Below are 26,087 nucleotides of genomic sequence, written 5' to 3' on the forward strand. Positions count from 1 at the left end.
ACCTTAATTCTTCTAAATTGCCTGTTTCTGTAGTGTATGCAAGTCAACCGCTTGCACTTCTACTAGCTTACTCAGTTGTGAGGTTAATAAATAGATAGGTTTGTCACTATCTACCGTCATTTTGACGTGGAATAAGTCATCTTGACCTTGTAATTCCAAATTCGTTAAGCGAAATCCGCGATGTCTGGCTACGCGTAAAAAGCGCTCCACTGCGATGCTCTGTTGTTTTACTGCAACGGTTAAATGGTGTTTCATGAAAGGCTCTCCGTCATCATTTCATCATTGGCAGCACCAGGTGGAACAAGCGGCCATACGTTTTCTTTATCGTCGATACAAGCATGTAAAATATAGGGCCCTTGCGCATTCACTATGGCGTCAACGGCATCATCTACTTGGTTTGCATGAGTAATTGTCTGTCCAGGAATACCGAACACGGCAGCCAATGAGACAAAATCAGGATTGTCTGATAGGTCGGTTTCACTGTAACGACCGTCAAAAAAGAGTTGCTGCCACTGCCTCACCATGCCCAGCCTTTGGTTGTCTAATATCAATATCTTAACGGGCAGGTTATTACGGCGGATGGTTGCTAACTCTTGAATATTCATCATGATGGAGCCATCGCCAGATACCGTGATCACAGTGTTATCTGGACGTGCTATCTGTGCACCAATTGCAGCTGGTAAGCCAAATCCCATTGTGCCTGCACCGCCACTACTTAAGTGATTGCTTGGATGACTGAATTTCATGTGCTGCGCTACCCACATTTGATGTTGGCCTACATCGCAGCAAACTACCGCTGTATTGGGTAGCTTTTGGCTCAGTTGATTTAACAAATACGGTGCAAATACTTTTTCGCCAGGGTAGTCATAACGCCACGCATGTTGACGTTGCAGTGCTTCGATGGTCTCTAGCCATTCGCTATTCGTAACCACACACTCAAGTTGCGGCAATGACTGTTTTAAGTCTGCAATAAGCGAAGCGGCTGCGGGTTTTCGTTTACCCACTTCTGCAGGGTCGATATCTAAATGGATCACCTTTGCCCCTGCAGCAAACTTTGCCAAATTCCCCGTTACACGGTCATCAAATCGCGCCCCGATACATACCAACAAGTCACATTGCTGAACCGCCAGGTTCGCCGCTTGAGTACCGTGCATACCTAGCATTCCTAAGTCATAATCATAATCTGGCGTTACGCTGCCCAAAGCTTTTAGCGTCGATACGGCCGGCATATGGGTTTTTTCTAAAAATTGCATCAGCTGTGACTGTGCATCAGCGCTTTGCACGCCACCGCCAATGTAAGCAACAGGTCGTTTAGCGTCACATAATAGTTGATTGGCTTTTGCTACTTCAGTTTGCGAAACCTTCGGCTGTTCGTCTTGTGGCGCAGCAAAAGGATGAAAAGGTACTTTAGCTAACTGGATATCTTTAGGAATATCGACCAACACCGGACCGGGTCGCCCAGACTGCGCTAAGTACATGGCTTCTTGTAATACTTCAGCCAAGTCTTCCGCTCGCTCAACCATGTAGCTGTGCTTTGTACACGACAAAGACATGCCCAGTACATCCACCTCTTGAAAGGCATCCGAACCGATAGCAGCGGTCGGCACTTGCCCAGTGATAGCCAGTAGCGGAACTGAATCCATCATGGCATCAGCAAGTGCGGTGATAAGATTTGTAGCGCCAGGTCCAGATGTGGCAAAACAAACCCCAAGCTTACCTGTACTGCGAGCATACCCAACAGCAGCAAAACCAGCACCTTGCTCATGGCGAGTCAAGTAGTGCTTAACTGGCGCGCCATACAAAGCGTCATAAATGGGCATGATGGCACCACCAGGATAACCAAATACGTGTTTAACGCCTTGCTCTTCTAGCACCTTGATAACAAGTTGTGCGCCGGTTGTTGAATTGCTCATGATCTGCTCTCAGTTGCCTTTTTTATGCCCTAAAACGAAAACGCCCCCCGAACCTTTTGGTGCGGGGGGCGCTTATGCTGATACTTTTCTTACAGCACTAACTAGCCCCCGCGGTAATAATAATCACCACGTTGATAATCACGACTAGTAGAGTTGCTGTTAGTAACATTGCTTTAATTCCGTAAATTTAAACTTGGCAATCATCCAGTGTAAGTACTGCGCTGCCTCTTTTTCTATTAATACCGCGCCTTGCACACTTAAGTCAACACAAAAAACTATGCTATTTAAAATTAAAAACCTGAGTTTAACGCATAAAAAAACCAAATAACCACAATTTATAGAATCAAAACAACCACACATTTTAAAATGCGAATTTTCTATTGGTTCAGCTTCGATATAACGAAAAATTTACTTTCTCGATTTGCCTATATGAAATTTTTTCTACCGCCTACACGTACTTCATTTTTTAGTGACATTCACATTTCGATATCGCAGACTGACCCTTTACAACCAATTTGGATCATTACTATGGGTAAAGTATTTTCACCATTGTTATTTGTTTATCTTTGCTTAAGCTTTTTCAGTAATCTCGCCAACGCAGAAGTTGGCCTATGGAAAATAGAAAAAAACAACAAAACGTCGTACTTATTTGGTACCGTGCACGTCGGTGACAAACATATGCAAGGTTTACCGACCAAGGTAAAAAGCGCCATTGCGAGCAGTGATAGGGTCATGGTTGAAGTGAACTTAGAGGCACTTTCTCCATTTGCAATCCAACAGCGCTCAATGCCATTTATGTTGTTAAAAAGCAACCAAACACTAAAAGACCAACTCTCTGCAGAAGTCTATCAGAAACTACAAGATTACTTTTCCAAAAAGCAAATAGATATCGCCTTATTTGAACGCTACAAGCCATGGGCTGTTATGATAACTATGCTACAACTGGAATATCAAAAACTTGGATTTACCGATACCAATGGCATCGATAAACAAGTAATAGCCTATGCAAACGAAAAGAAGATCCCAATTGGTGAATTTGAAACCTTAGAATATCAGCTTGAAATGTTCAGTCAGCTGAGTATTCATAGTGACGCTATGCTCAAGGAAACATTTGCACAGATGTCAGATTTGAATACCTACTTCTTGGATTTAGTTTCCGCATGGCGAAGCGGCGATTTAGAAAAGTTATCCCATTACTATCAGGTAAGCTTTGCGGATGATAAGTACGGCAAATTAGCTGAACAATTGATGATCATTGAGCGCAACAATAACTGGATCGAAATGCTAAAAAAACAACTCCCTAATGAATCAACATTTATTGCCGTTGGTGCATTACATCTCGTTGAAAAATATGGCCTTGTTGAGCAGCTTAAAAATAATGGCTACTCAGTCACCCGGCTATAACGCTCAGCACTAACTTACCAAAAGGTAAGTAGTTTACTTTATGGGCGTGGAAAACAGGTACTTCCATCAACACGCCCTAAAAAATAAAAATCTTTTTAAACCTTTTCATTGTTATTTGCGACTTACCTTTCAAACACTCTCGTTGAAGGTAAAAAATAATGAAAAAATTAGCGTTAGTTGTAGCATTAGCTGCTGTGGCAATCACTGCACAAGCACAAGAGTCAAAAACCATTACAGCCTCATTTCCAAGTAATGACCTAGCCGAGTTGGAAGTGGATATTGCCGTGGGCAAAATCGACCTACAAACCTACAATGGCAACACCATAGAGGTCGACATTTTGGTTGAACCGAAAGAATCAGACAGTTGGTTTGGTAAACCAGATGTGAGTGAGGCCACCCTGACCAGCGACACTTCTGGGGACAAATTATCACTCGAGATCAAGTCTGATGATTACGAACTATCTTGGCAAGTTAAGGTACCGGTCAGTCTAGCCTTAGATGTAGAGGTTGGTGTTGGCAAAATTGATATTCAAGATCTTAATAATTCTGCTGATTTAGAGGTAGGCGTAGGGAAAATAAAGATTGAGACTACCGCCAGCGACTTCAAAAAGGTGTCGTTAGATTCAGGTGTTGGTAAAACGAAAATGTCAGGTTTTGGCAACGTAGAAACCTCCGAAAAAAGTATAGTTGGTTCAACAACAGACTATCGTGGTCAGGGTCCGTATTCTATCGATGCAGAAGTCGGTGTAGGAAATATCCGGTTAAGACGAGACTAAGTCTCCACACTCGTCCAATAACAACGTCACTTTGTTATGCAGCACATCAGGCTGCAACGGCTTATACAAATGAGCCGTTGCCCCGAGTGCATAAATTTTATCCAAATCCTCTACATTAGTATTTGCTGTAACAACCAGAATAGGAACGATTGGATCTAGCGCTCTTATGCGCTGAGTGGCTTCAAAGCCACTCATTACTGGCATATTTAAATCCATTAGCACAATATCGAACTTACCCACTTCATATACTTCAAGGGCATGCCCACCGTGTTCAACATGCGTTACTCGTTTAGCTACGGGCTGAAGCATTTTTTCAATCACGCGAGCATTTAGTAAATTATCTTCCACCAATAAAATGTGAGCTGACACCTGCTCCGCCTTACGAGCAGGTGCTTGTTGACTGTCAATTTCAATGGGGACTCTCAGAGTTGCTCTCGTGCCAGCAGGCTCTTTCGCAATAAAATCTAATCGGCCGCCAAGCGCTGATGAAAGTAATTGGCAACGCTTAAGCCCTAATTGCGTGCCTTGAAAGTGCTCGCTATGCATAGATTCTCGTAACAGCTGATAGTCAAACCCAGGTCCAGTATCTTCAACTACAAACTCTAAAAATGACACATTTTCATCCACAATGAGATCTGCAAACACCTGAATACTGCCATATTCGGTAAACTTAGTTGCATTATTGACCAATTCACTGATTAACCAACTAACACGCTTACCGTCACAGTAACAAGTCACATCTAACTCGTTACTTAACGCCAGATTAAAAGCGAGAGATTTCTTGTGTGCGGTTAATTGAAAGGCAATACAGGCTGACTTTATTAGTGCGCGCAACGCGACCCGATGGCGCTCAATTACAACCTCTTGCTCGGAAAGGTTATTAAAGTCTTGAACGGAATAAAGTAATACGTCCAATTGATTTGCTGCATTTTTCACATGTTGTAATTGCTGAGAATCTTTATTATTTAGGTATTCATCCAGATACCCCTGAATGGCCTGCAAAGGCGTTCTTAGCTCGTGACTAACACGCGCTAAAAATCGTGATTTTGAGTGTAATGCATCGTCGGCAAGTTTTCTTGCCGCCTCTAATTTGTCAAGTGCTTCAGCTATTTCTCGCGCCATTGGGCGAAATATAAACTTGGCTTCGATAAACAATAGCAACAGTCCAAGCAGCCAAATTAACAGCTCTATTTTCCTCACCATCTCTGTTTTACTTCGCGCGTGCTGCTCGAACAGTGTAACGGCATTATCAAGATTTGGAAGTAAGTGCTGAGATGCGATAAAAATTTGCGCCACTAATTGAGGAGCTGGTTGCTGTAATTGTGACCTTGCCAAGGTAATAAAAGCTTTACTCTGAACATCTAACTGCACAGGTCCTTGATAGTAAAATACTTCGAGGGCTTCATTTAAATAAACCGCCTCACCACGCTCTATTTTGGTTAAAAAGTCATGATTACTCTCAAATTTGTCAATCGCTTGGCGCAGTGCTTCACTATCTCTTTTATCCTCTTGTGCACTGAAAAGTGCGATACGCTGAGACAACATCCGCTGCATACCTGCAATATTAATTACCCGTGCGTCTTGGCTCTGTTGATACAGTAGATACTGCATTACCCCCATCGCCATCGATAACAAGATAGCCATAGCTAATAATGCCCCGATATAACGATTTTTAACTTTATTTATTAACGACATATTTTTGTTTTTCATCTCATAGCGTTGTCTCAGCCGCAATCTTAAGTGTAGTTAACAATCGCATTATTTACAGCCCAATACTTGACACCTAGACGGCCAAAATGTTTCAATGCGCGCTCACCCTATTTAGATAGTTTGATGCTACGGCGTCAAGCTGAGGGCTGGAAGAGGTGCGTTATTCAGGTAACTAAGTGAAGGAGAGCAAACTCCGTTGCAGCTTAGTGAGGGGAATACACGCCGAGAAATTGAGTACTTTTTGCTAATACTCGTTTCGGGCGACTGGGCTGAATCCCAGCGACTGTCACCAACATACTTGGTGGAGAGCTTCTGGTCTTAGAAAAATAAGGCCATTGGCTGCCTTATCCTTTTTAAGTCCATTGCTCTTCGAATTTTAACGGTTCGAAGTTTGGACACCCTCCTAACTCCGAACATGATTTAAGTTCGGTAGAGATGAAATCACAATTCAACTTATCTGACTATCCATTGTGGACGGCCTTAGTAACACCTTTTGATGCTGAAAATCAGGTTGATTTTCACGTGTTAACGGCGCTTGTACGCGATCAAGAGCGGGCTCGTAACGGCATTCTTTTACTTGGCAGTACCGGCGAAGGCTTGGCGCTCACCCAGCAAGAGCAGCGACAAATCGTTGAGTTTGTTTGCCAGCTCGCGCCAAGCGTACCACTCATGATTGCCGTTGGCGGCAGTAATCTTGAGCAGCAGGCACAGTGGGTGCGCTTCTGCAATACGCAGCCCATTCATGCACTTTTGCTTGGCTCACCAATCTACGCAAAGCCCGGCAAAGTCGGTCTGGCACATTGGTTTAGCACACTACTTGATGAAAGTCACAATCCTTGCATGCTCTACAACGTACCTGGTCGCAGTGCCGTTGCTATCGCTCCTGAACTACTCGGCGAGCTAGCTTGCCACCCTAATCTGTGGGCACTAAAAGAAGCCAGTGGTGATATTGCCACCTTTGAAGCATTTCGTCAGGCAGCGCCTGATGTCGCAATCTATAGCGGCGAAGATGGCTTAATGCCCTACTTTGCACAAGCTGGTGCGACGGGTCTAGTGTCTGTCGCAGCAAACGCATGGCCGCAGCAAACCGCGGAATTTGTAAGGCGCTCGTTAAGCGGCACTTCTCCTAATTTATTTACCATCTGGTCAGAAGCTGCAAATAGCTTATTTGCAGTGGCAAATCCTATTCCGGTCAAAGTGTTAATGCATTTACAGGGCAAGCTCACAAGTCCTAACTTGCGCCCGCCACTGACACATTTAGAACTCACCCATACCGATGCGATCACTCGCGCGAACGAAACGATTTTATCTTGGAACTAAGGCAGTAAATATGAGCTGGTTAACTCTACTAAACGATTTAGAAAATGGCACAGTACGTGCTGCAACACAGGATGAGCAAGGCCATTGGCATGCTAACGTAGAAGTCAAACAAGGGATCCTTGAGGCATTTAGAAATGGCGTAAATACGGAATTCCCAGGTGGATTTGTTGATAAGGATAACTTAGCACCACGCGGATTTGCTGCCCAAGATGGCGTTCGTATGGTTCCTGGCGGAAGCAGTGTAAGACGTGGCGCTTACGTCGCAGCGGGCACAATCATTATGCCACCGGCTTATGTCAACATTGGTGCCTATATTGATTCAGGTACTATGGTAGATAGTCATGCGTTGGTTGGTTCTTGCGCGCAAATTGGTAAAAATGTCCACCTTAGCGCAGCGGTGCAAGTGGGTGGTGTATTAGAACCAGTTGGAGCAAGCCCTGTTGTTGTTGAAGACGATGCCTTTATTGGTGCCGGCTGTGTATTGGTTGAAGGAGTTGTTGTTAAACGCGGTGCCGTATTAGCACCGGGTGTGCGCCTTTCAGCAAGTATTCCTGTCTATGACTGCGTGAACGAGCGCTTGCTTGACAAAGGTGAAGCCATCCCTGAAAACGCGATAGTGATCCCAGGCTCCCGTCCAGCCTCAAGTGAGTGGGCACGAAAGCAAGGACTAAGTATGTCATGCGCACTTATCGTAAAATACCGTGATGAACAAAGCGATGCATCACTGGCGCTGGAAGAGGTTCTACGCTAATGACTTGGTTGAGCACGTCACAGCGAACCGCAGCTGAGGCATTGATCCAGCAACAGGACACGCCTCTCTTTTGCTACGATTTAGATAAGCTAAGTGCGCATGTTAAGCCCTTAGTTGATCAGCAAATCGTTAGGCTTTGGTATGCCGTAAAAGCGAATCCGCTATCACATATCATTCAAACCCTAGATGACGCTGGGTTTAACTTTGATGTGGCATCTAGCGGCGAGCTTGAACAGGTGTTATCTCAAGGGATCGCACCTGAGCGCGTGCTCAACACCGGTCCTGCCAAATCACTAAAGCAGATCCGTCATTTTGCAACACAAGGCGTACGTATTTTCGTGGCTGAAAGTCACAATCAAGTACGCTGGTTAAATCAAGTAGCCGAAGAGTTTGAGCTTCAATTTGAAGTTTTACTGCGGGTGCAGTTACGCTTTGATAAAGCAGAGCACAATCCACTTGGTGGCAATACGCTAACTCCTTTTGGTCTCGGTGCTGAGCAGTGGCAAGCCCTAACTTTAAGTGACTACACCCACCTAGATTTTGTCGGGCTGCATATTTTCCAGTGGGGCAATATGCTCTGTAGCGATACACTCGCTGAACTTTGGCAGGCTATGGTTACGCCTTTAGTTCAGCTCGCTGCTGATTTAGATATTACTCTAAAGGTACTCGACTTAGGTGGTGGTCTTGGCATCCCCTATGATAGGCAAAGTCCTTCTCTCGATTGGCAGAAATTATTAGACACGCTCGCATCGATAAAATCCGCCACGCAAGTGGAAGAATTATGGATGGAATTAGGCCGCTATGCGGTTGGCGAATGTGGTTTTTATCTCAACCCTGTGGTGGAACAAAAGCAAAACTACGGTGAACAACAACTGATTGTCGCAGGCGGTGTCAACCATCTGTTGCGTCCAGCCGTTACCGGACAAGCGTTCCCAGCTGAATTGTTACGCCAGTCTCAAGCTGAGGTCACAGACTTTCATATTCATGGCCCACTTTGTACGGCGCTGGATAAATTAGGCACCCTACACTTACCAAGCGACAGTAGCGAGGGCGATTGGCTTGTTTTCAGTCAATGTGGTGCCTACGGCTACACCGAAAGTATGCCGTTCTTTTTATGTCATGAGCTCCCAGCAGAGTACATCATCTCAGCTGGAGAAATCAGCTGTGTCCGTGAAGCTGAGCCCGCTTCAAGTTATTTGAGGTAAACATGAATACCATTACACAACAACATATTCAGGTTGGTGAAATTGCCAATGGTCTGCCTTTGACTATTCCAGTCTATCGCATCAAAGGCGATGGCAGTGGGCCTAAGGTGTATATTCAAGCGAATATGCATGGCGCCGAGGTGCAAGGTAATGCAGTGATTTATCAACTGCTGGAACAGTTGAAGCAATTGTCATTAAAAGCGGACATCACCCTAGTGCCTTACGCAAACCCGATTGGTTGTAATCAGAAGTCTGGTGAGTTTACCTTAGGTCGTTTCGATCCAATTACGGGCACGAATTGGAATCGGATGTACATCAACCATTCCGCGTTGGTTACCGAGTTTGTGGAGCAAAACCCGACGCTTTCAATCACAGAAATCGCTCAGCAATTTCGCCAACGATTAGTTGAGCGCACCCAAACACTACTTGATGGGCCCTTAGATAGGTTGACGACAGGTAAGCGCATCGCCTTGAATTTACAGCGTCTAGCTCACGAGGCTGACATTGTTTTAGACCTTCATACGGGGCCAATTTCAGCAAAACACCTGTATTGCCCTGAGTATGCAAAAAACAGCGCTCGATATTTTGATATTCCACATGTGTTGCTTATTCCGAGTGACTTTGATGGAGCCATGGATGAAGCCAGTTTTTGTCCATGGTGGAACTTGCAGCAAGCCTATCAGGCTATAGGCCGAGAGATCCCAGTATTAACTGAAGCGTTTACGGTTGAGCTTGGCTCTCAAGAAAAAATTGATTTAGCGGAAGCATTGAATGACGCTAATAGCATTTTGAGCTACCTGAACCATAAAGAGGCCTTTCAAGATGCACACTTTATGCCGCAAGACATCACCCGTTACGTCTGTCGACTAGAAAATTATCGCGCCTTTTATGCCCCAATGGGTGGTATGGTGGAATATACAGCAAAGCTTGGAGAACATATTAAGGCGGGTCAAACCATTGCTAAAATTCTCAGAATGGAGCGCTATTTATCAGAAGCTCCCTTAAATGAGATCAAGTTAGACGAAGATGCCATCGCCATTTTGCACTTTGCGTCTGCTAGCGTGAATCAAGGCACTGAGCTTTATAAGTTTTTTACTCAAGTTGAAACGCTTTAACTTGAGTACTTAAGTTGCGTGAGAGTAAGTCAAAGCAAATAAGCTCTACTTATTTAGCTTAACGCTTACTAAGGTATGGCGGCGATAGCCGCCACCTTTTTTATTTGTACCTATTTTTCTTTCTGACATTTTTGACCTTCGAGATTCATTTCCCTTTCATTATCATTAGTTAATAATGTAATCAATTGTACTTACTCTCGGCGCATACAGGATGAAACTTACACACTTATCAATACCGGCTTTAGCCTTGCTTACCTTGCCACTTTACGCTCAAGAAGCCCAACAGGAAGATGAAATCGATTTAGTCAAACAGTGCGTACTAAACGCAGTATTGACTGGAGAAAAAGATAAAACCATTGAGCAAGTCCGTACAGAGTGTGCCGAGGCTGATGCAGATAAAACCCTAAGCCAATTAGATAAACGCATGGCGCGTGAACGCGTAACAGAAAAAAACCGTAACGTATTAACACCACATAAGCGTAACTATATTTTGCCAGTTTCTTATATGACCAACGTCAACAGCAGACCATTCGACGGTCTAAAAGCTATTGACGATGAAGACGGCGAGCCAATCGACAACTTTGAAGCCAAATACCAAATCTCGTTAAAAGCGCCTATTTATAAAAGCTTTTCGGATAAAGATCAGGCAATCTATTTTGCTTTTACACTGCAATCGTATTGGCAGCTGTACAACAAAGATGTGTCTTCGCCATTTCGTGAAACCAACTATGAACCAGAAATCTTTTGGATTAATTTTTTAGATGATGAAAACGTGCTGTGGGGCGATGAGATGGCCTTTGTACTTGGGGTTTCCCACCAATCGAACGGACGCAGTCAACCAAACTCCCGCTCTTGGAATCGTATCTATGCGAATTTTATCTGGGAAAACCGAGGTTTTGTATTCAGCTTTAAGCCTTGGTATCGCTTACCTGAAGATGACAAAGATGATGCGTTAGATCCGCGAGGAGACGACAACCCAAACATAGACAAATATTTAGGTAACTTCGAGTTTAGTGGCGTATATCGTCATGAAGAACATGAGTTTGGCTTTATGTGGCGCAATAACTTAAGCAGCGATAATCGTGGAGCAATTCAGTTAGACTGGTCATTCCCAATTTGGGGAAGACTGCGTGGTTATGCACAATACTTTAACGGCTACGGCGAAAGCTTAATAGACTACAACACACATACCCAAAGGCTCGGTATTGGCGTGCTGCTCACTGATATTCTTTAAGCACATTCAAATACGAAAAAAGCTCTGAACACTCAGAGCTTTTTCATTTGGGAAGCTGAAAATAATTCTCTACTTATTGCGGTTTAATCACCACAAACTGCCCCTCAAATTTAGCAACTAACATGTCACCATCATAAACATTCACTGGCACCACATATTTTGCTTTGCCTGCCGTCTCTAGCGCTTGTAATTCACCTTCGCAGTCCGCAATAGTAACCGTTGCCGCTGGAGCAGTGGTTAAAGGTTTTAGATATTTAATATTGGCATCAGCTAACACAATATCTCCCTCTAACCCGAGTTCCTTAAGTGCTAAATAAGTCGCTCCCCAACCCGTTAACGTCGCCATGCTATATATAGAGCCTGCAAACATCGAGTTGTGTAAGTTAAGGTTCGCTTTTAAGTCAGCCTTAGTGGAAAACTGCCAGTCTGTATAACTTTCTACTTTAATCCCCATCGCATCACTGATTGGAATAGACTCCCGCCAAGTATTTTGTAATACATGGGTCCAATCTGGCTGCCTAAACCAGCCCGGCTCCGTAGGACGTTGTTTTACCATTTTCCAGTGCTGCACATCACCATAGGCTAAGTGTGCCTTTTCAACCACTTGATAGCCATGGCGCTCGTAAAATGATAACGCACGCTCACGAGCGTACAAAACCAGCTCTTCTGCTTTTTGCGTCCACGCAATAACTTCCAGCTCATGAAGCAAACGGCTACCTAAATGATGACCTCGATGCCCCTCTGCAACGGCCATATAGCGTACTTGTGCTTGCTTATGATTGTTAAAATGGAGCCTAGCTACGCCTAGCACTTCACCATCATTATTTTTAATGTAGCGATGTTCAGCTTCTTGTTCTAAATCATCCTGTTCGCTGCCACGAGGTTGATCCCATGGCGCTCTTAACACCTGCCAGCGTAACTGGTAATAAGCTTGCCAATCTTCGCTGCTTTGTGGTGAAGTTACCTCAAACATCACTGACTCCTGTTTTGTTATTAGCCTGTTAAACGACTTTAAATCTAGTACGGATACACCCTACAAGATAAGCTCAGTGTAGGGAATAAAATGCGCCAAAACACTTATCCTTTGGTGTAAAAACTGGTGGACAAGCTGGCATTCACAAAATCCTCGTCTATGCTGATGTTATCATGGGAGAATTTATCACGCATTCAGGCACTATCAGCAACGATTTTGTGGACCGGAGCCACCAGCTAGGACACTTGCTATATTGGCATAAACAAGGCAGAAATAGCATCCAAGTGCGACAAGAGAAATCGTTAAGATGGCTTCTGATAAACAACACATTACAATCCGTTGTGGAGTTAAACCACCCGGAGCACTTGTTATTTCCTCATTTAAAAACATTCGCGAGTCGCTGGCAGCAAGTCACCCCGCCAACCAGCGTACTGGAGCTGGGTCTTGGCGCAGGTGCAATCCGTGATTACCTCAATGCCACTTATCCAAATTGTCACATAACCACTGTAGATAACAACCCAGATGTGATCCATTGTTACAAACGCTATTTTGGTGGCGACCCTTTGTGCGATGTTAATTGTGTTGATGTATTTAAAGCGTTGCAACAAGGCAAACGCTACGATTGGATTGTGCTCGATTTATTTAGCGAACTTGAGCCTCCCATCTTCTTGTTTCAGCATCAGTTTTATCGCCTGCTCAGAGCTGCTATTAATGATGGGGGCCGACTGTATATCAACTTTTTAACTGAGCATGAGTCGCAGCTCAAGCAACTTCAACACTTACTAATTACCAACTTTGGTAAAAAGCCCTTTATCGAAAAGGTGCCGGACTACGCCAATATGATTATCGAAGTTAAACGCTAGCATTTGTTGGTCTTAAGCTTTTAGTCAAATCACTACTCAACATTAAAATTAAAAGTCACAGGGCCGTCATTGAGTAAACTCACCTTCATATCCGCGGCAAATTGTCCCGTCGCGACTTTCAACCCTGCAGCCTTGGCTTGAGCCACAAAGTATTGGTAGAGTGTATTCGCTTGCTCAGGTGTTCCTGCGCTCGAAAAGCTTGGCCTCATGCCTTTTTTGGTGTCTGCCGCCAAGGTGAATTGCGATACAACTAATAATTCGCCTTCAATGTCTTTTAAACTTAAATTCATTTTCCCCTTGTCGTCGGTAAAAATACGGTAGTTACTTACCTTATGCAGCAACTTATCCGCCGTTTGCTCGGTATCCGACTTTTCAACGCCTAAAAGTAACAATATCCCCTGACGGATTTGGCCTACAATCTCACCTTCTACTTCTACCTTTGCTTCGCTGACTCTTTGAATTAATCCTTGCACTACCTACCTCTTGTGACTGCTAATGATGCTGAATTTTGCACAGCAATAGATCAGCCGCTCGCCTTATTGCTTCTGCGTAAATGGGGTTAGCACTACAATGCCCAACCCCATTCAAAATCAGTAACTGCGCCTTAATGCTTTGTGCTAGCTGATGAACCGGTGCGTATCGACACATTAAATCATGCCGACTGTGAATAAACCAGATAGGTAAGTGATTGAGCTGATGTGCATCTGCTGTAATTTGTTGTGTTTTGATAAAGCACTGATGACTAAAAAAATGCACCATATGCTGTGCTTTACTGAGCTGTTTGTCTGCTTTGCAGAGCCTAATACCTTGTGTATCGCTATCTGTTGTGATCAGGTTATCCCACTCACACCAGCGCTGTGCTGCTTTTCTTTTGAGTAACTCATCCTCGCCAAAGAGTGCCGAATGATAATGGTCTAGTAAGGATTCCACAGTTTGTGCACCTTGTGCAAAGGCAAGATACTGCTCTGGATAAATTTGTGCGGGGGCACCTTGGCTACCATAAAGCCAATGAAGATCCGCCTCATTGCCCAAAAAACTCGACCACAACACCATCCCCAAGACATTTTCACGATGTTGCTCAGCATAAAGAAGTGCCAGCATGGCACCGAAAGATTCTCCGACGAGTACAACCTTTTGCAGTCCTAAATGCGCACGAATGGTATGAATATCTTTCAGCAGGTTCGCGGTATTTATCTTGCTAAAATCAGTCGGCGTTGAGTTACCACAGCCTCGCTGACTAAACAGTATGATACGGTATTTTTGTGGATTGAAGTAACCGAGCACATTACGAGAATGGCCCTGACCTGGGCCACCATGCAGCATGATAAGCGGTGTGCCATCACTGCAGCCATATTCCTCTATGCCCAATTGATGCCCTTCACCCACCGCGAGATGAAAGCGACGCAATGCATCGCCATGTCGATACAATAAGCTCATAATTCCCCCTAAAGGGTCTTAAGCTAACCGTTATTGGTAAAAGCTAAAGTCCCTGCGCGTCTGGTGGGTCAAACTCCGAGCTTGCATCTAATCCTGCGGCTTCCATATCTTGGGTTAAGCACACGGTAAACTCCGCACCTAACAACACCACTATCCAAGATAAATATACCCAAACAAAAAGAATAGGAACTGTCGCGAGCGCGCCATAGATAACTTCGTATGAGGGAAAATGGCTGATGTATAATGCAAAGCCTTTTTTCGTTAGCTCAAATAACAAAGCTGCAAACAAAGCACCCGGAACCGCGGCTCGAAATGACACACTGGTATTTGGTACTAAAGTATAGAGCATAATGAAGCCAACCATAGAAATTAAATAAGGCAACATCTTAATCAGTGCACCACTAAATCCCGGGATCCCTTGATCGGCAAATGTCACTAAAGAAACGATATAAGATGTCATACCAATACTCGCGCCTAATAGCACAGGACCAAGCGTGAGCACCATCCAGTAAATCGCAAACGAAATCATCAATGGGCGCTTTTGCTTCACTCGCCAAATTCGGTTGAGTGTGGTGTCAACATTGCGAATAAGTAACAAAGCCACAACGGCCAAAAAGCTCACCCCCACAGCTGTCATCTTATTCGCATTGCCAGTAAACGCACTAATGTGCTCTTTAATGGTGTCCGTAGATGTTGGCACAAAGTTATTAAACACAAAGTTTTCAATAGCAAAACGCGTATCTTCAAATCCAGGAAACGCCGAAAAAATTGCCACACCCACCGCAACTAAGGGGACTAACGAAAGTAGTGTGACATACGCTAAATAGCCCGCGTTGACCGTGATCTGGTCCTCAATACAACGCTTACTATAGCGGCGCCACCAGCTAGGCTGAGAATGTAAGAATCGCAGTGCTACGACCTTCATTTCGGTTATTCTTTGCATCATAATCAAGTTAATATTCATGGATCACTTTACATATCATAACAATCCCCGCCATAATTTATAACGCTAAATAGTAATATATAACGACGGTCACGTGGCCACTTACTAATTATTGACCTTCTAGAGCCCGGGAGTGCAAATGAAGAAACTCACCTTAAGCGCAGTGTTACTTTTACTCGTTACTGGCTGCCAGAGTGCCTATTACGCCACTATGGAAAAGTTTGGTGTGCATAAACGCGAGATATTGGTTGATCGTGTCGAAGAAACAAAGGAGTCCCAAGAGGAATCACAAAAAGAGTTTCAATCGGCGTTGGAAAGACTCACCACGTTAATTAACTTTGATGGTGGTGAATTACAAGAAGCCTATAACCTGCTTAACGATGACTACCAGTCATCCCTTGCCGCTGCAGCTGAAGTAAGTAGCAATATAGACAAAGTGGAAGACGTAGCCAATGCGCTATTTGACGAGTGGCAAGATGAACTTGAGCAATATTCAAGTGCAAACCTAAAACGCGAGAGTGCTAAGCAATTAAGCCAAACACAGCGCCAATTTGAACGCTTACTTCGCTCAATGCGCAGCAGTGAAGCCAAAATGCAGCCCGTGCTCGACTCGCTACAAGATAATGTGCTGTATCTTAAACATAACCTAAATGCACAAGCGGTAAGCGCTATTAAAGGTGAGTTTACGGGGTTAAAGCGTGATATTAGCGCCCTAATCGCTGATATGAACCGCTCTATTGAAGATTCGAACAAGTTTATTGCTGAGATGAATGCACGTAGCGCGTGAGTATCTTAGTCATTAACAGTTAATAAATAAGACTAAATAGTATCATCCAAAAAGCATACCTCACTGCTATAGTGATTTGCACTTATAAGAATACGATTACAGGCCATGCTAATCAAAAGATTAGTATGGCCCTCGGGTTTAACAGTCTATATTGGCCCACGTCGCAGTTTAATGAGGTGTAGGACTCCCCATTAGTAATTGCCATGCAGCAGCCATATAAGTTTGATATTCAAGGGTTGGTGCTGGCTGCTCAACACCTTTATCACCCTGTTTGGGGTTAACCTGATAGCTATAAAACTGCTCACCATCACCTTGTTTCCAAACTCGCTCCGTATCTCGAATTGTTTTATAACCAAAAACATTTTCTGGAGCTTCAGAACCAACAAGTGAATAGCCAAAACTAGAAAACGATGTGTTGGACCTTGCTATCAAGTCCATAATCGTTGCTGTGATATCCATATGTGAAGCAATTGTTCGGTTACTCAATTTAGGTGAAACCCCTTGCCCCAGTATAAGGATTGGGACATGGGTGAGTTCGTACAAGTTAGGCTTAGCATGAAAATAGCGGCGGCTGTAGTGATCTCCAGTAATGATAAATAGCGCGTCAGGGTATTTGCGTTGCATATTATCCACAAACTGTCCCATCATTTGATCTGAATACCATAAGTGTCCAAGAGTGTTAGCTGATAACACTTCATCACCCATCCGCTGAAACTGAACTGGGTAGTCACCGTTTTTCCAAGGGTAATCGCTAGCTGACAAATCTAAATTAAATGGGCCATGGTAGCTAGTCGTCATAATCAAATTAAAGCTATTTTCTGGCACTGACTGGCTAACGAGATCAAATAATTGCCCATCATCAACCCCCCATACACCAGCGCTCCCCTTGCCTCCAGCATTTGCAGCAGAATAGACGTGATCGACGCCATGTCTACTCATAAACTCACCTACCGTTTGCCAAGACAATAAGCCACCATAAAAAAATTGTGATGTATAACCTTGATCCTCCATCAAATGGATTAGCGAGTATGTTTGAGCCTTACTCGTGAGACGGCTCATGTTAATACCACTAAATGGAATCCCTGTAACTAGACTGGACAATGAGTTCATTGTACTAGAAGCAGCAGGCAACGCTTGTTCAACATAAATACCCTTTGCTTTTAGTCGATGAAAATTTTCTGTTAGCGCTAAATCCCTATATTTATCCTGCAGAGGCCAAGAATCAAAGCTTTCCATTACAATGTAAAAAATGCGCGAAGGTTTTTGAATTAAGGGCCCCATACTACGGGTTTCATTATTTAGCAGCGCATCATCGATCTCATGCTTATCGGCCAAATAAGGATTAGTACTTAACGTGGTGAGCTGATTTAATTCACCATAGTCTTGTATCGCGTAAAAGAAACTACGGAACGGGTTAATAACTAAGTTGTTTACAAATGGATCTGTAGTGACGGCCGACCACTTTCTTGATGCAGGACGAGAGTCAAATGAGCCTCTAGCGGCGCAAACAAACATAACGAACACCAATATCGAAATAATTGCTTGCTTGATTCTGCTCTTCGGACAAATGTTTATCAGTAAGCGATAACTTCTCTTATCCACAAAACGAGTCCATACGACTACGCAAGATAGCAGTATACCTATGCTCAACAAACTCCCCCAGGGCTTATACTGCTGAATGGCCGTGCTCAGTATAGCCTGCTGATCATCATATAACCCTTCCAGCATAAAATAATTGTATTGAGTTCCATACTCGCTGATATAAGTTATCCCGCAGATTCCTAATAATACAAAAACACTCAGATAAATTAGCCCTATCATATTGCGTACTCGTCTAACCCAATTATCTAATCGCAAAGGTTGTAGGAAACAATTCAGCAAAAAAGGAATAGCGAGACAAACTCCAGCAGCGGAGGAGTCAAATTTAAAACCAGTGGCTAAGGCATCAAATATTTGCTTAGCCGTGATATTTAACGAAATGTTCTCGCTGAAATGAAATAGATAAAATAGCCTAAATGACATAAGTAGAAATACCCCACTCAGCCATAATAAAAGTATCTTCCAACTCTCAGTAATAAAAAGGTACCACCGCCCCACCTTTGGTGCGCTAAAAGAAGCTTGCATTGAATGTCCTTTGCAAATTGTAATAAACAATTGTACCAATTTCAGGTTTATATGGGAGGCTTTATAGGTAAGTGTTTACTATTTTTTACAATTTTATGACTACGATGAGAAGCTATAGCAGGGGAAGGATAATTAAGGGAAAAATAGGACTTTTAGATAACTGAGAAGGTATGTTGATTACAAGCCACTTTGTGGAAGCGGCGCAGAATAACAAATGTAGCGCAGCTCGCGTTAAAGCCAGCTGCGTGCATAGCATGGAAGCTTAGCTTTAGTTCAACCCTAGCTAAACGCCATCTCCGGTACGTCATCTGGGCAGATCAATATACCAGCTGTTTTTGCTTGAATTTCCGCGACGCTAACACCTGGAGCTCGCTCAAGTAAATGAAACGCGCCACCTTTGACTTCAAGCAGCGCAAGATCGGTTACTATCTTATTGATACAGTTTACGCCGGTGAGCGGTAAACTACAGTGCTGTAGCAGCTTGGACTCACCTTGTTTATTCGCATGCGTCATAGTGCAAATTATATTTTTAGCCCCAGCGACCAGGTCCATCGCGCCACCCATGCCCTTGATAAGCTTACCTGGGATCATCCAGCTGGCGAGATTACCTTGTTGATCCACTTCAAAAGCGCCAAGCACTGTCAGGTCCACATGACCGCCACGGATCATTGCAAAGCTTTCTGCAGAACTAAAAATGGCAGCTCCCGTGCGGGCCGTAACGGTTTCCTTACCCGCATTGATCATATCCGCATCCACTTCCTGCTCGGTTGGATAAGCCCCCATTCCTAATAAGCCGTTTTCCGATTGCAGTATAACATCCATGCCCTGTGGTACATAATTGGCCACCAGCGTGGGGATCCCAATACCAAGATTGACATAAAACCCATCTCTTAATTCCTGTGCCACTCGCATGGCCATTTGCTCTCTGGTTAATGCCATTATGCCTGCTCCTTCACGGTACGTTTTTCGATGCGTTTTTCGAACTGTCCTAAAATCACTCTATCGATATAAATTCCAGGAGTATGAATTTGGCTCGGTTCGATTTCGCCGGGCTCTACAATTTCTTCCACTTCAACAACGGTAATTTTTCCAGCTGTTGCAGCCATTGGATTAAAGTTCATGGCGGTGTGGCGATAAACACAATTGCCAAAACGGTCTGCTTTCCACGCTTTTACAATAGCAAAGTCTCCCGTAATACTCGGCTCTAAAATATATTCTCTGTCACCAAACGTTTTTACCTCTTTACCCTCAGCGACGGGTGTACCAACGCCTGTCGCGGTATAAAAAGCGGGGATCCCGGCTCCACCTGCGCGCATTTTTTCTGCAAGTGTCCCTTGCGGGGTTAATTCAACTTCCAATACACCGCTCAATAACTGCTGCTCAAACAAGGCGTTTTCTCCCACGTAGGAAGCCACCATTTTGCGGATCTGCTTGTCCTCAAGCAAAACCCCTAAACCAAACCCGTCTACTCCGCAGTTATTAGAAACCACGGTTAAGTCCTTTGTGCCCATGTGGCGTATTTGGTTTATCAAACCTTCAGGGATCCCGCACAAACCAAAGCCCCCTGCAATCACGGTCATGCCATCACACAGTCCTGCCATTGCTTCGTCGTAGCTTACGACTACCTTATCAAAACCAGCCATCATTCCTCCTATTGCACTGTCCAGCCGCCGTCAAGCACAATGGCTTGGCCAGTAATGTTGCGTGACTCATTTGCGAGTAAAAAATTAACAGCGTGGGCAATCTCATCCAACCCTATAAACGCCTTTTTCGGCATTGGTGCCAACATGATATTGTTTATCACTTCATCTTCGCTGATCCCATGCTGTTTCGCTTGCGCGGTAATTTGCTGTTCTACCAATGGGGTTTTTACATAAGCGGGGCAAATGGTGTTCACAGTGATATCGCAGTCTGCGGTTTCCAGCGCCAATACTTTACCAAATCCCATCAACCCATGTTTTGCAGCGACATAAGCAGACTTATACTTAGAAGCGACTAAAGCATGGATAGAACCAATATTGACGATACGGCCAAAGCCTCCTCTGCGCATATGCGGCAATACTGCCTTACACAACATGGCTGGGCCTGTTAGCATCACGTCTTGCAGCAATTGCCATTTATCTTCTGGATAATGCTCCAGTGCTTCAACATGTTGCACACCTGCGTTATTGATAAGCACATCAATGTTATCGTGCTGACGGACAAAGTCAGCGATGTCTTGCTTATTAGCGATATTGAGCGCAAACGCTTGTGCATTTCCTCCGTCACTGACGATAGACTCAGCCACCGTCTGTGCTTGCGCTAAGTTCAAATCTACAAGCAATAAACTGTAACCTTGTTTGCTCAAGGCCATCGCGATATAGCGACCAATGCCACTTGCAGCCCCTGTGATCAACGCCGTCTTCATCGTCACTCCTTGATTATTTTGCTAAGAACTGAGCAATAGTGTCAGCCTGTGATTGAATTGAAAAAATACCGTCTAAATGCCCCCAAACGCCTTCTATCTCTGTAATTTGTACGTCTTTATTTTTGGCTTTAAGGGTTTCTGCTAACTTACGAATGGGCTCAGGCCTTAATAACAAGTCATTGCTTGCAGGCATCAATAAAACCTTTGCTGTGATTTTATCGATAGCACTATCAAAATTACCTTGCATGCCTGCGGTGTATAGTTGCGAGGCGCGGACTAAATACAAGATAGAATTCGCGTCTTGCGTTTCGGCCCTTGCTCGTGCGCGCGTGGCTAGCGTTTGGCTGAGTTTAGGAAGCTGACGAATATCTTGCTTTGCTTTGGGATCAAGCACAATAAAGTCTGGAAAACTGGCGTTATAAATAGCGGGGTGCATCGCGTCTTGAGTGATATTAAGCATCGTGGCCGTGAGTCCAGCAAGTGGCCTTTCCCCGTCGTAGTAGTCCCCGCCCTGCCAATTTGGATCAAGGCGGATGGGTAAAGCCCATTTCTCTAACGCCGCAACGGTCCAAGCATCCATCTTTGCCGCGCCAATCACATGAATTAAACGTGACACTTTTTCGGGGTAGCGCACCGACCATTCTAACGCTTGGAAAGATCCCATAGACGCGCCCATCACCGCATGTAGTTTGTCGATACCTAAGCTATCCAATAGTTGCTTTTGTACTTCAACAAAATCACCGATGGTCACCACGGGAAAATCCAAGCCATAAGGTTTGCCCGTCTTTGGATTAATGGATGCAGGGCCCGTTGTGATCACATCTTTATTATGCCAATTTGCGTTGACCAAAGTATCTGAACTTATCACGAAGTATTTGTTAGTATCTATCGCTTTGCCCGGGCCGATAATGGCATCCCAGTAACCTGCCAATACGTCAGACTCTCGATACTTACCCGCAGCGTGAGATGTGCCTGAAAAGAAATGCGTGATCAAAATTGCATTGCTTTTGTCGGCATTTAATTTGCCATAGCTTTCCCAGCCGACCTTAACGTCAGGAATGCTGACTCCAGACTCTGTAGTAAAATGCGCGAGTGTAAATGCCCGCTTTTCAACCAGCATAGATTTGTTTGTCTCACTGCTATAGACGATATGGCTGGCAACGAACAAAAGTAACAGGAAAATCCGCTTCATTGCTGTATCTCTCCGTTAAAATAAGATGAATAGGGTTAATGCGAGGGCAACGCCCACCAGCGGCACGACCGCAGTCAACGCAGCCATGGACCAGTATGCTCGTTGATGTGTTTCTTTACAGATGGCGCGAATGGTTGTGACCACATAACCGTTGTGCGGTAAGGTATCCAAAGCGCCTGAGCTAATAGCGACAACACGATGTAATTGTTCTGGATTGACACCCGCATCAATGTAGTGCGGTGCCACTAAAGGTAACGCAATAGCTTGCCCACCGGATGCAGAGCCGGTTAAACCGGCTATCACACTTACCGCCACAGCGGCGCCAAGTAGCTCATTACCCGGCATTTGTGTCATCAACTCGACCGCTAATTGAAATGCCTCGGTGTTTTTTGCTACCGCACCAAAACCCACTACCGCACTGGTATTACCGATAGCAACTAGCGCCCCAGTTGTACCTAAGTTAATCGCGGCTCCTATGTTGTGAAAATGCTTAAAGTTAATCGCGACAATACTGAGTACACCGCCAAGTAGAGCTACAATAAGTGCACTTTGCTGCAGCACATCATGAAGTGTAAAAGATAAAATCAACACCACGATTAGAGGCAGTACGCCAGTGATTGGATGAGGATAGTTACGTTCATGGATTTCAGGGTCGTCTTCTTTCGCCTCAAAGTGCTCACCATTTGCCACCGCTTTGGCTATCATCTTTTTCAACCACCAATAGCCAGTAATAGCCATAAACGTGGCAACCACTAGACTGACTTCCCAAGCTGCATAAGGCGACGTGCCTAAATATTTTATTGGGATCCAGTTTTGGATTTCAGGAGAGCCTGCCGAAGTCATGGTAAAGGTGACTGAGCCGAAAGCCAGAGTTGCGGGAATAAAGCGCCTTGGTAAATTGGCATCTTTAAATAAGCTAAGCGCCATAGGATAGACAGAGAAAGCAACAATAAAAACACTGACGCCGCCATACGTTAGTACCGCACAGGCAATCACCACCGCTAATACCGCATGTTTCATACCTAACTTGTCGACAATATAGCGTGCGACGCTGTCGGCAGCACCACTGTCTTCCATGAACTTACCGAACAAAGAGCCAAGCAAGAACATGAAAAACCAAGCACTCAAAAAGCCAGCAAAGCCATCCATATAAAGTGTAAGAAAGCTGCTTTCTACAGCTTCTGTGGGAAATAGCGCAACGCCACTCGTTAATGCGACCAATAAAGCGCAAAGTGGAGCTGCGATAAACAAGTTTACGCCACGGAGAGTTAGCCAAATAAGCAGGCCAAGTCCTCCTGCCAGTCCAAGCATACTGAGCATAAGGGCTTCCTTTTATTGTTATTAATGCCCGTTATAAGTTGATGTGTTGGGCATGCTGTTGATGAATATCAGTGTGGCGTGCAGGCGCAATAAAAACCATAGTACTAAGGTTATAGAAGCTCTACACCCCGTGTTAATCCTAGCGTATCAAGGTATTAGTACTAAGGTACTAATAGAAAAACTTTACAACTCCCCTATGCTTTGGTGTGACAACAAGCACCCAAAATGACAATAATAGGGACCACAGGATGAACATTTACCAACCTAGATATTCAGCTATCGCGTTGGCTATTACACTCGCAACTCAAGTCAACCCAGCGGCAGCAGAACAAGCAACACAATCAGAAGGCAAGCTAGAACGCATTGAAGTCACGGCGCGTAAGACGGTAGAAAACCTTCAAACCGTTCCAGTTGCAGTGACTTCTATCGGTGAAACCGATCTACTCGAAAATGGCATCTCGGTACTCTCTGAAGTCCAGCAGTTTTCACCCAATACCACGCTTCAAGCTAGCCGAGGCACTAACTCTACCCTCACAGCCTTTATTCGTGGTGTCGGGCAACAAGACCCATTATGGGGTTATGAACCCGGTGTCGGCATTTACGTCGATGACATTTATTTGGCAAGGCCGCAAGGGGCTGTACTCGACCTCCTTGATGTACAACAGATTGAAGTATTACGAGGACCGCAAGGAACGCTATATGGCAAAAACACCATTGGTGGCGCTATAAAATATGTCACTAAGGAAATGTCTGGCGATGCGACTTTTAACGTGGAAGGGACTGTTGGTAGTTATAATCAACGCGATCTTAAGATCACAGGTCAATTGCCGCTCGTGGAAGACACACTCTACTTAGGTTATGGCTTTGCTACTTTAAATCGAGATGGTTTTGGCGAGTTCAAGGTTTCAACGCTACCCGGCCAAGATAAGGAAAACTACAATAAAGAAATTCAAGCTGCACGGTTAACCTTGGAATATCGTCCAAGCGACGACTTGTTCTTCCGTTTAGCATGGGATAAAACCGACGATGACTCTAACTCTAAAGGGGGTTATCGCTTGTTGCCGAGCTTACTGACTGACGCTCCCGTGCCTGACAGCGTATTTGATTCTTACACCAGTATGCCAACGTGGAATAAAGTCGAACTTGAGGGATATAGTTTGACCGCTCGCTGGGACTTTTCTGACGCCACCACAATAAAATACATCGGCGCTAGCCGAGATAGTTATTCCCCGACCAATATCGACTTTGATAATACGCCATTGCGGATCTTTGATGTACCCGCCATTTATGATGATGAACAAACCACGCATGAGATACAGCTAAGCCATGCAGGTAACGGCTACAAATTTGTCTCAGGTCTATATTATTACGATGGCGAGTCATGCGGCCAATTCCAAGCAATTTTGGAGGTATTAGGACAAAGCTTGGGCGCTCCCGGTCTTACGCGAGAAGTGAGTGGTTGTAACAACTCAAATAGTAAAGCCGCGTATATTCAAGGCACCATTGATTTAGCAGAGCAGTGGTCGCTCACATTGGGCGCTCGTTACACTAAAGACAGCAAAGAAGCACAAGTCAGTAATGGTTTGGTCTTTGATGTCGTGTATCCCGAATCAAATTGGATCCCAGGTTATACACGCCCTGCCGGTGAGCTCGTACCGTCAGTGCTTGATGATGAAGAAGATTGGTCACGGTTTACGCCAAGAGTGGGAGTGGAATATCAATACAACCGCGATATCATGTTCTTTGCCAGCTATGCTCAAGGATTTAAATCCGGCACCTTCAACCCCAGAGCTAGCACCGCAGAGCCTGCTGCAGACCCTGAAATCGTAGATTCATTCGAAATCGGTATGAAAAGCGAATGGAACGACAATCTAAGAGCCAATATCACGCTATTCACATTAGATCACAAAGACCGCCAATATATTTCCGTATTGCCCGGTGCAACTTCTGCCGATCTAAACCAACGACTTGGCAACATCGGTAAGTCTACAGCAAATGGTATTGAAGCCGAGCTGAGCTATGTCGCCACAGAGGCGCTGAGTTTTGACGCCGCGATAGGATATATCGACAGCGACTTTGAAGAGGTACTCGATACTAACCCAGACACGGGTGCGACATTTGATAAATCAGACCGCTTTAGTATTTCTAACACCCCTGATTTAACTTTTAACCTTGGGGCGACATATAAACTCTACAGCGATATTGGCGATTGGGTATTCAATGCCAGCTACTACCATCGTGGTGATTATGTCTTATTTGAGGAAGATAGCCTACTGACGCAGGATAGCTATGGTTTAGTCAATCTGAGTATTAATTGGTATAGCACAGATGGCAATTGGCGTGTTGGTCTTCATGGGAAAAACCTGACCGATGAAGAATATATGATAGGAGGCTATCAGTTCGTGACACCAGATCCGAGCGATCCGAGTAATGTGAGTAAATATACGCCGGGGCTTGGTGGTGATAATACTTTGATAGGCTACTTTGGCGACCCAAGAACCGTTTCGCTTACCGTAGGTTATCGTTTTTAGCATCGAAAGCGAGGCTGCAAGGAAGCCTCGCTATCTCAATCACTTGATGTAGTTTTGGAAATACCCTATAACAACGGATACT

General features: G+C 44.5%; 23 protein-coding genes and 1 riboswitch. Of the genes, 10 read left to right on the top strand and 13 right to left on the bottom strand.

From position 1 onward, the window contains the following. Positions 1 to 12: 12 nt before the first annotated feature. A complete protein-coding gene (gene ilvM / locus L1D50_RS02130; protein ID WP_010376329.1) occupies positions 13 to 255 on the bottom strand; it encodes an acetolactate synthase 2 small subunit in 243 nt (80 codons plus the stop codon). Beyond that, positions 252 to 1,913: an acetolactate synthase 2 catalytic subunit gene (ilvG, locus tag L1D50_RS02135; RefSeq protein ID WP_128725867.1), complete on the bottom strand. Its 1,662-nt coding sequence runs from the start codon at positions 1,911 to 1,913 to the stop codon at positions 252 to 254. The genes ilvM and ilvG overlap by 4 nt, the downstream gene beginning before the upstream one ends. Positions 1,914 to 2,441: 528 nt before the next feature. Here ilvG and L1D50_RS02140 point away from each other — a divergent pair. Then, positions 2,442 to 3,317 carry a TraB/GumN family protein gene (locus L1D50_RS02140; RefSeq protein WP_239965416.1) on the top strand — a complete coding sequence of 292 codons (876 nt, stop codon included), beginning with the start codon at positions 2,442 to 2,444 and terminating at the stop codon, positions 3,315 to 3,317. Positions 3,318 to 3,475: 158 nt separating this feature from the next. Then, positions 3,476 to 4,093 (top strand): hypothetical protein, encoded by a 618-nt coding sequence (locus tag L1D50_RS02145; RefSeq protein WP_239965417.1) that lies wholly within the window; start codon positions 3,476 to 3,478, stop codon positions 4,091 to 4,093. On the opposite strand, the gene L1D50_RS02150 is transcribed toward L1D50_RS02145, so the two are convergent. Then, positions 4,079 to 5,803 carry a response regulator gene (locus tag L1D50_RS02150; protein WP_239965418.1) on the bottom strand — a complete coding sequence of 575 codons (1,725 nt, stop codon included), beginning with the start codon at positions 5,801 to 5,803 and terminating at the stop codon, positions 4,079 to 4,081. The two genes, L1D50_RS02145 and L1D50_RS02150, sit on opposite strands and share 15 nt — an antisense overlap. A gap of 142 nt (positions 5,804 to 5,945) precedes the next feature. Further along, positions 5,946 to 6,123, top strand: a riboswitch (Lysine riboswitch). A gap of 115 nt (positions 6,124 to 6,238) precedes the next feature. On the opposite strand from L1D50_RS02150, the gene dapA reads away from it, so the two are divergent. From dapA to L1D50_RS02175, 5 genes are all read left to right on the top strand, one after another. After that, on the top strand, positions 6,239 to 7,123 hold the full coding sequence (gene dapA, locus L1D50_RS02155) for a 4-hydroxy-tetrahydrodipicolinate synthase (protein ID WP_239965419.1): 885 nt from the start codon (positions 6,239 to 6,241) through the stop codon (positions 7,121 to 7,123). A gap of 10 nt (positions 7,124 to 7,133) precedes the next feature. Then, positions 7,134 to 7,874: a 2,3,4,5-tetrahydropyridine-2,6-dicarboxylate N-succinyltransferase gene (locus L1D50_RS02160; RefSeq protein ID WP_239965420.1), complete on the top strand. Its 741-nt coding sequence runs from the start codon at positions 7,134 to 7,136 to the stop codon at positions 7,872 to 7,874. Then, positions 7,874 to 9,079 (top strand): PLP-dependent decarboxylase, encoded by a 1,206-nt coding sequence (locus L1D50_RS02165; RefSeq protein WP_239965421.1) that lies wholly within the window; start codon positions 7,874 to 7,876, stop codon positions 9,077 to 9,079. Before L1D50_RS02160 ends, L1D50_RS02165 begins: the two co-directional genes overlap by 1 nt. 2 nt (positions 9,080 to 9,081) lie before the next feature. Beyond that, a complete protein-coding gene (locus L1D50_RS02170; RefSeq protein ID WP_128725874.1) occupies positions 9,082 to 10,194 on the top strand; it encodes a M14 family metallopeptidase in 1,113 nt (370 codons plus the stop codon). A gap of 211 nt (positions 10,195 to 10,405) precedes the next feature. Beyond that, positions 10,406 to 11,428 carry a phospholipase A gene (locus L1D50_RS02175; RefSeq protein ID WP_128725875.1) on the top strand — a complete coding sequence of 341 codons (1,023 nt, stop codon included), beginning with the start codon at positions 10,406 to 10,408 and terminating at the stop codon, positions 11,426 to 11,428. A gap of 73 nt (positions 11,429 to 11,501) precedes the next feature. Here L1D50_RS02175 and L1D50_RS02180 read toward each other — a convergent pair whose 3' ends face one another. Continuing rightward, positions 11,502 to 12,401 carry a bifunctional GNAT family N-acetyltransferase/hotdog fold thioesterase gene (locus tag L1D50_RS02180; protein WP_010607756.1) on the bottom strand — a complete coding sequence of 300 codons (900 nt, stop codon included), beginning with the start codon at positions 12,399 to 12,401 and terminating at the stop codon, positions 11,502 to 11,504. 173 nt (positions 12,402 to 12,574) lie between these two features. Between L1D50_RS02180 and L1D50_RS02185 the strand changes: the two genes are divergently transcribed. Beyond that, a complete protein-coding gene (locus L1D50_RS02185; protein WP_128725876.1) occupies positions 12,575 to 13,264 on the top strand; it encodes an SAM-dependent methyltransferase in 690 nt (229 codons plus the stop codon). Positions 13,265 to 13,296: 32 nt separating this feature from the next. Here L1D50_RS02185 and dtd read toward each other — a convergent pair whose 3' ends face one another. The 3 genes from dtd to L1D50_RS02200 are packed head-to-tail and all read right to left on the bottom strand — an operon-like array spanning position 13,297 to position 15,626. Beyond that, a complete protein-coding gene (gene dtd, locus L1D50_RS02190) occupies positions 13,297 to 13,737 on the bottom strand; it encodes a D-aminoacyl-tRNA deacylase (RefSeq protein ID WP_128725877.1) in 441 nt (146 codons plus the stop codon). Between the two features lie 19 nt (positions 13,738 to 13,756). Next, the gene (locus L1D50_RS02195; protein ID WP_128725878.1) at positions 13,757 to 14,701 is read right to left on the bottom strand and encodes an alpha/beta fold hydrolase; all 945 of its coding nucleotides are present in this window, start codon (positions 14,699 to 14,701) and stop codon (positions 13,757 to 13,759) included. Positions 14,702 to 14,744: 43 nt separating this feature from the next. Then, complete coding sequence (locus tag L1D50_RS02200; protein ID WP_102057833.1) at positions 14,745 to 15,626, bottom strand: virulence factor BrkB family protein; 882 nt, start codon at positions 15,624 to 15,626, stop codon at positions 14,745 to 14,747. A 157-nt stretch (positions 15,627 to 15,783) separates the two neighbouring features. Between L1D50_RS02200 and L1D50_RS02205 the strand changes: the two genes are divergently transcribed. Beyond that, a complete protein-coding gene (locus L1D50_RS02205; RefSeq protein ID WP_095728998.1) occupies positions 15,784 to 16,431 on the top strand; it encodes a DUF2959 domain-containing protein in 648 nt (215 codons plus the stop codon). 168 nt (positions 16,432 to 16,599) lie between these two features. Here the strand turns inward: L1D50_RS02205 and L1D50_RS02210 are convergent, their stop codons facing one another. The 6 genes from L1D50_RS02210 to L1D50_RS02235 all read right to left on the bottom strand — a co-directional run bounded on the left by L1D50_RS02210 (position 16,600) and on the right by L1D50_RS02235 (position 23,474). Next, positions 16,600 to 17,946 (bottom strand): LTA synthase family protein, encoded by a 1,347-nt coding sequence (locus tag L1D50_RS02210; protein ID WP_235956606.1) that lies wholly within the window; start codon positions 17,944 to 17,946, stop codon positions 16,600 to 16,602. 888 nt (positions 17,947 to 18,834) lie between these two features. Further along, positions 18,835 to 19,494 (bottom strand): 3-oxoacid CoA-transferase subunit B, encoded by a 660-nt coding sequence (locus L1D50_RS02215; RefSeq protein WP_128725880.1) that lies wholly within the window; start codon positions 19,492 to 19,494, stop codon positions 18,835 to 18,837. Then, a complete protein-coding gene (locus L1D50_RS02220; RefSeq protein WP_128725881.1) occupies positions 19,494 to 20,198 on the bottom strand; it encodes a CoA transferase subunit A in 705 nt (234 codons plus the stop codon). Before L1D50_RS02220 ends, L1D50_RS02215 begins: the two co-directional genes overlap by 1 nt. Positions 20,199 to 20,206: 8 nt before the next feature. Next, the gene (locus L1D50_RS02225; protein WP_039494664.1) at positions 20,207 to 20,962 is read right to left on the bottom strand and encodes a 3-hydroxybutyrate dehydrogenase; all 756 of its coding nucleotides are present in this window, start codon (positions 20,960 to 20,962) and stop codon (positions 20,207 to 20,209) included. A 13-nt stretch (positions 20,963 to 20,975) separates the two neighbouring features. Next, positions 20,976 to 22,154 carry a homoserine O-acetyltransferase gene (locus L1D50_RS02230; protein ID WP_128725882.1) on the bottom strand — a complete coding sequence of 393 codons (1,179 nt, stop codon included), beginning with the start codon at positions 22,152 to 22,154 and terminating at the stop codon, positions 20,976 to 20,978. 15 nt (positions 22,155 to 22,169) lie between these two features. Beyond that, positions 22,170 to 23,474, bottom strand: a complete 1,305-nt coding sequence (locus L1D50_RS02235) for an SLC13 family permease (RefSeq protein ID WP_239965422.1) — start codon at positions 23,472 to 23,474, stop codon at positions 22,170 to 22,172. 248 nt (positions 23,475 to 23,722) lie between these two features. Here L1D50_RS02235 and L1D50_RS02240 point away from each other — a divergent pair, with 248 nt between their 5' ends. Beyond that, complete coding sequence (locus L1D50_RS02240; RefSeq protein WP_128725884.1) at positions 23,723 to 26,005, top strand: TonB-dependent receptor; 2,283 nt, start codon at positions 23,723 to 23,725, stop codon at positions 26,003 to 26,005. Positions 26,006 to 26,087 lie beyond the last annotated feature (82 nt).

It is taken from the genome of Pseudoalteromonas sp. Isolate6 (assembly GCF_022398435.1).
Taxonomy (GTDB): domain Bacteria; phylum Pseudomonadota; class Gammaproteobacteria; order Enterobacterales; family Alteromonadaceae; genus Pseudoalteromonas; species Pseudoalteromonas galatheae.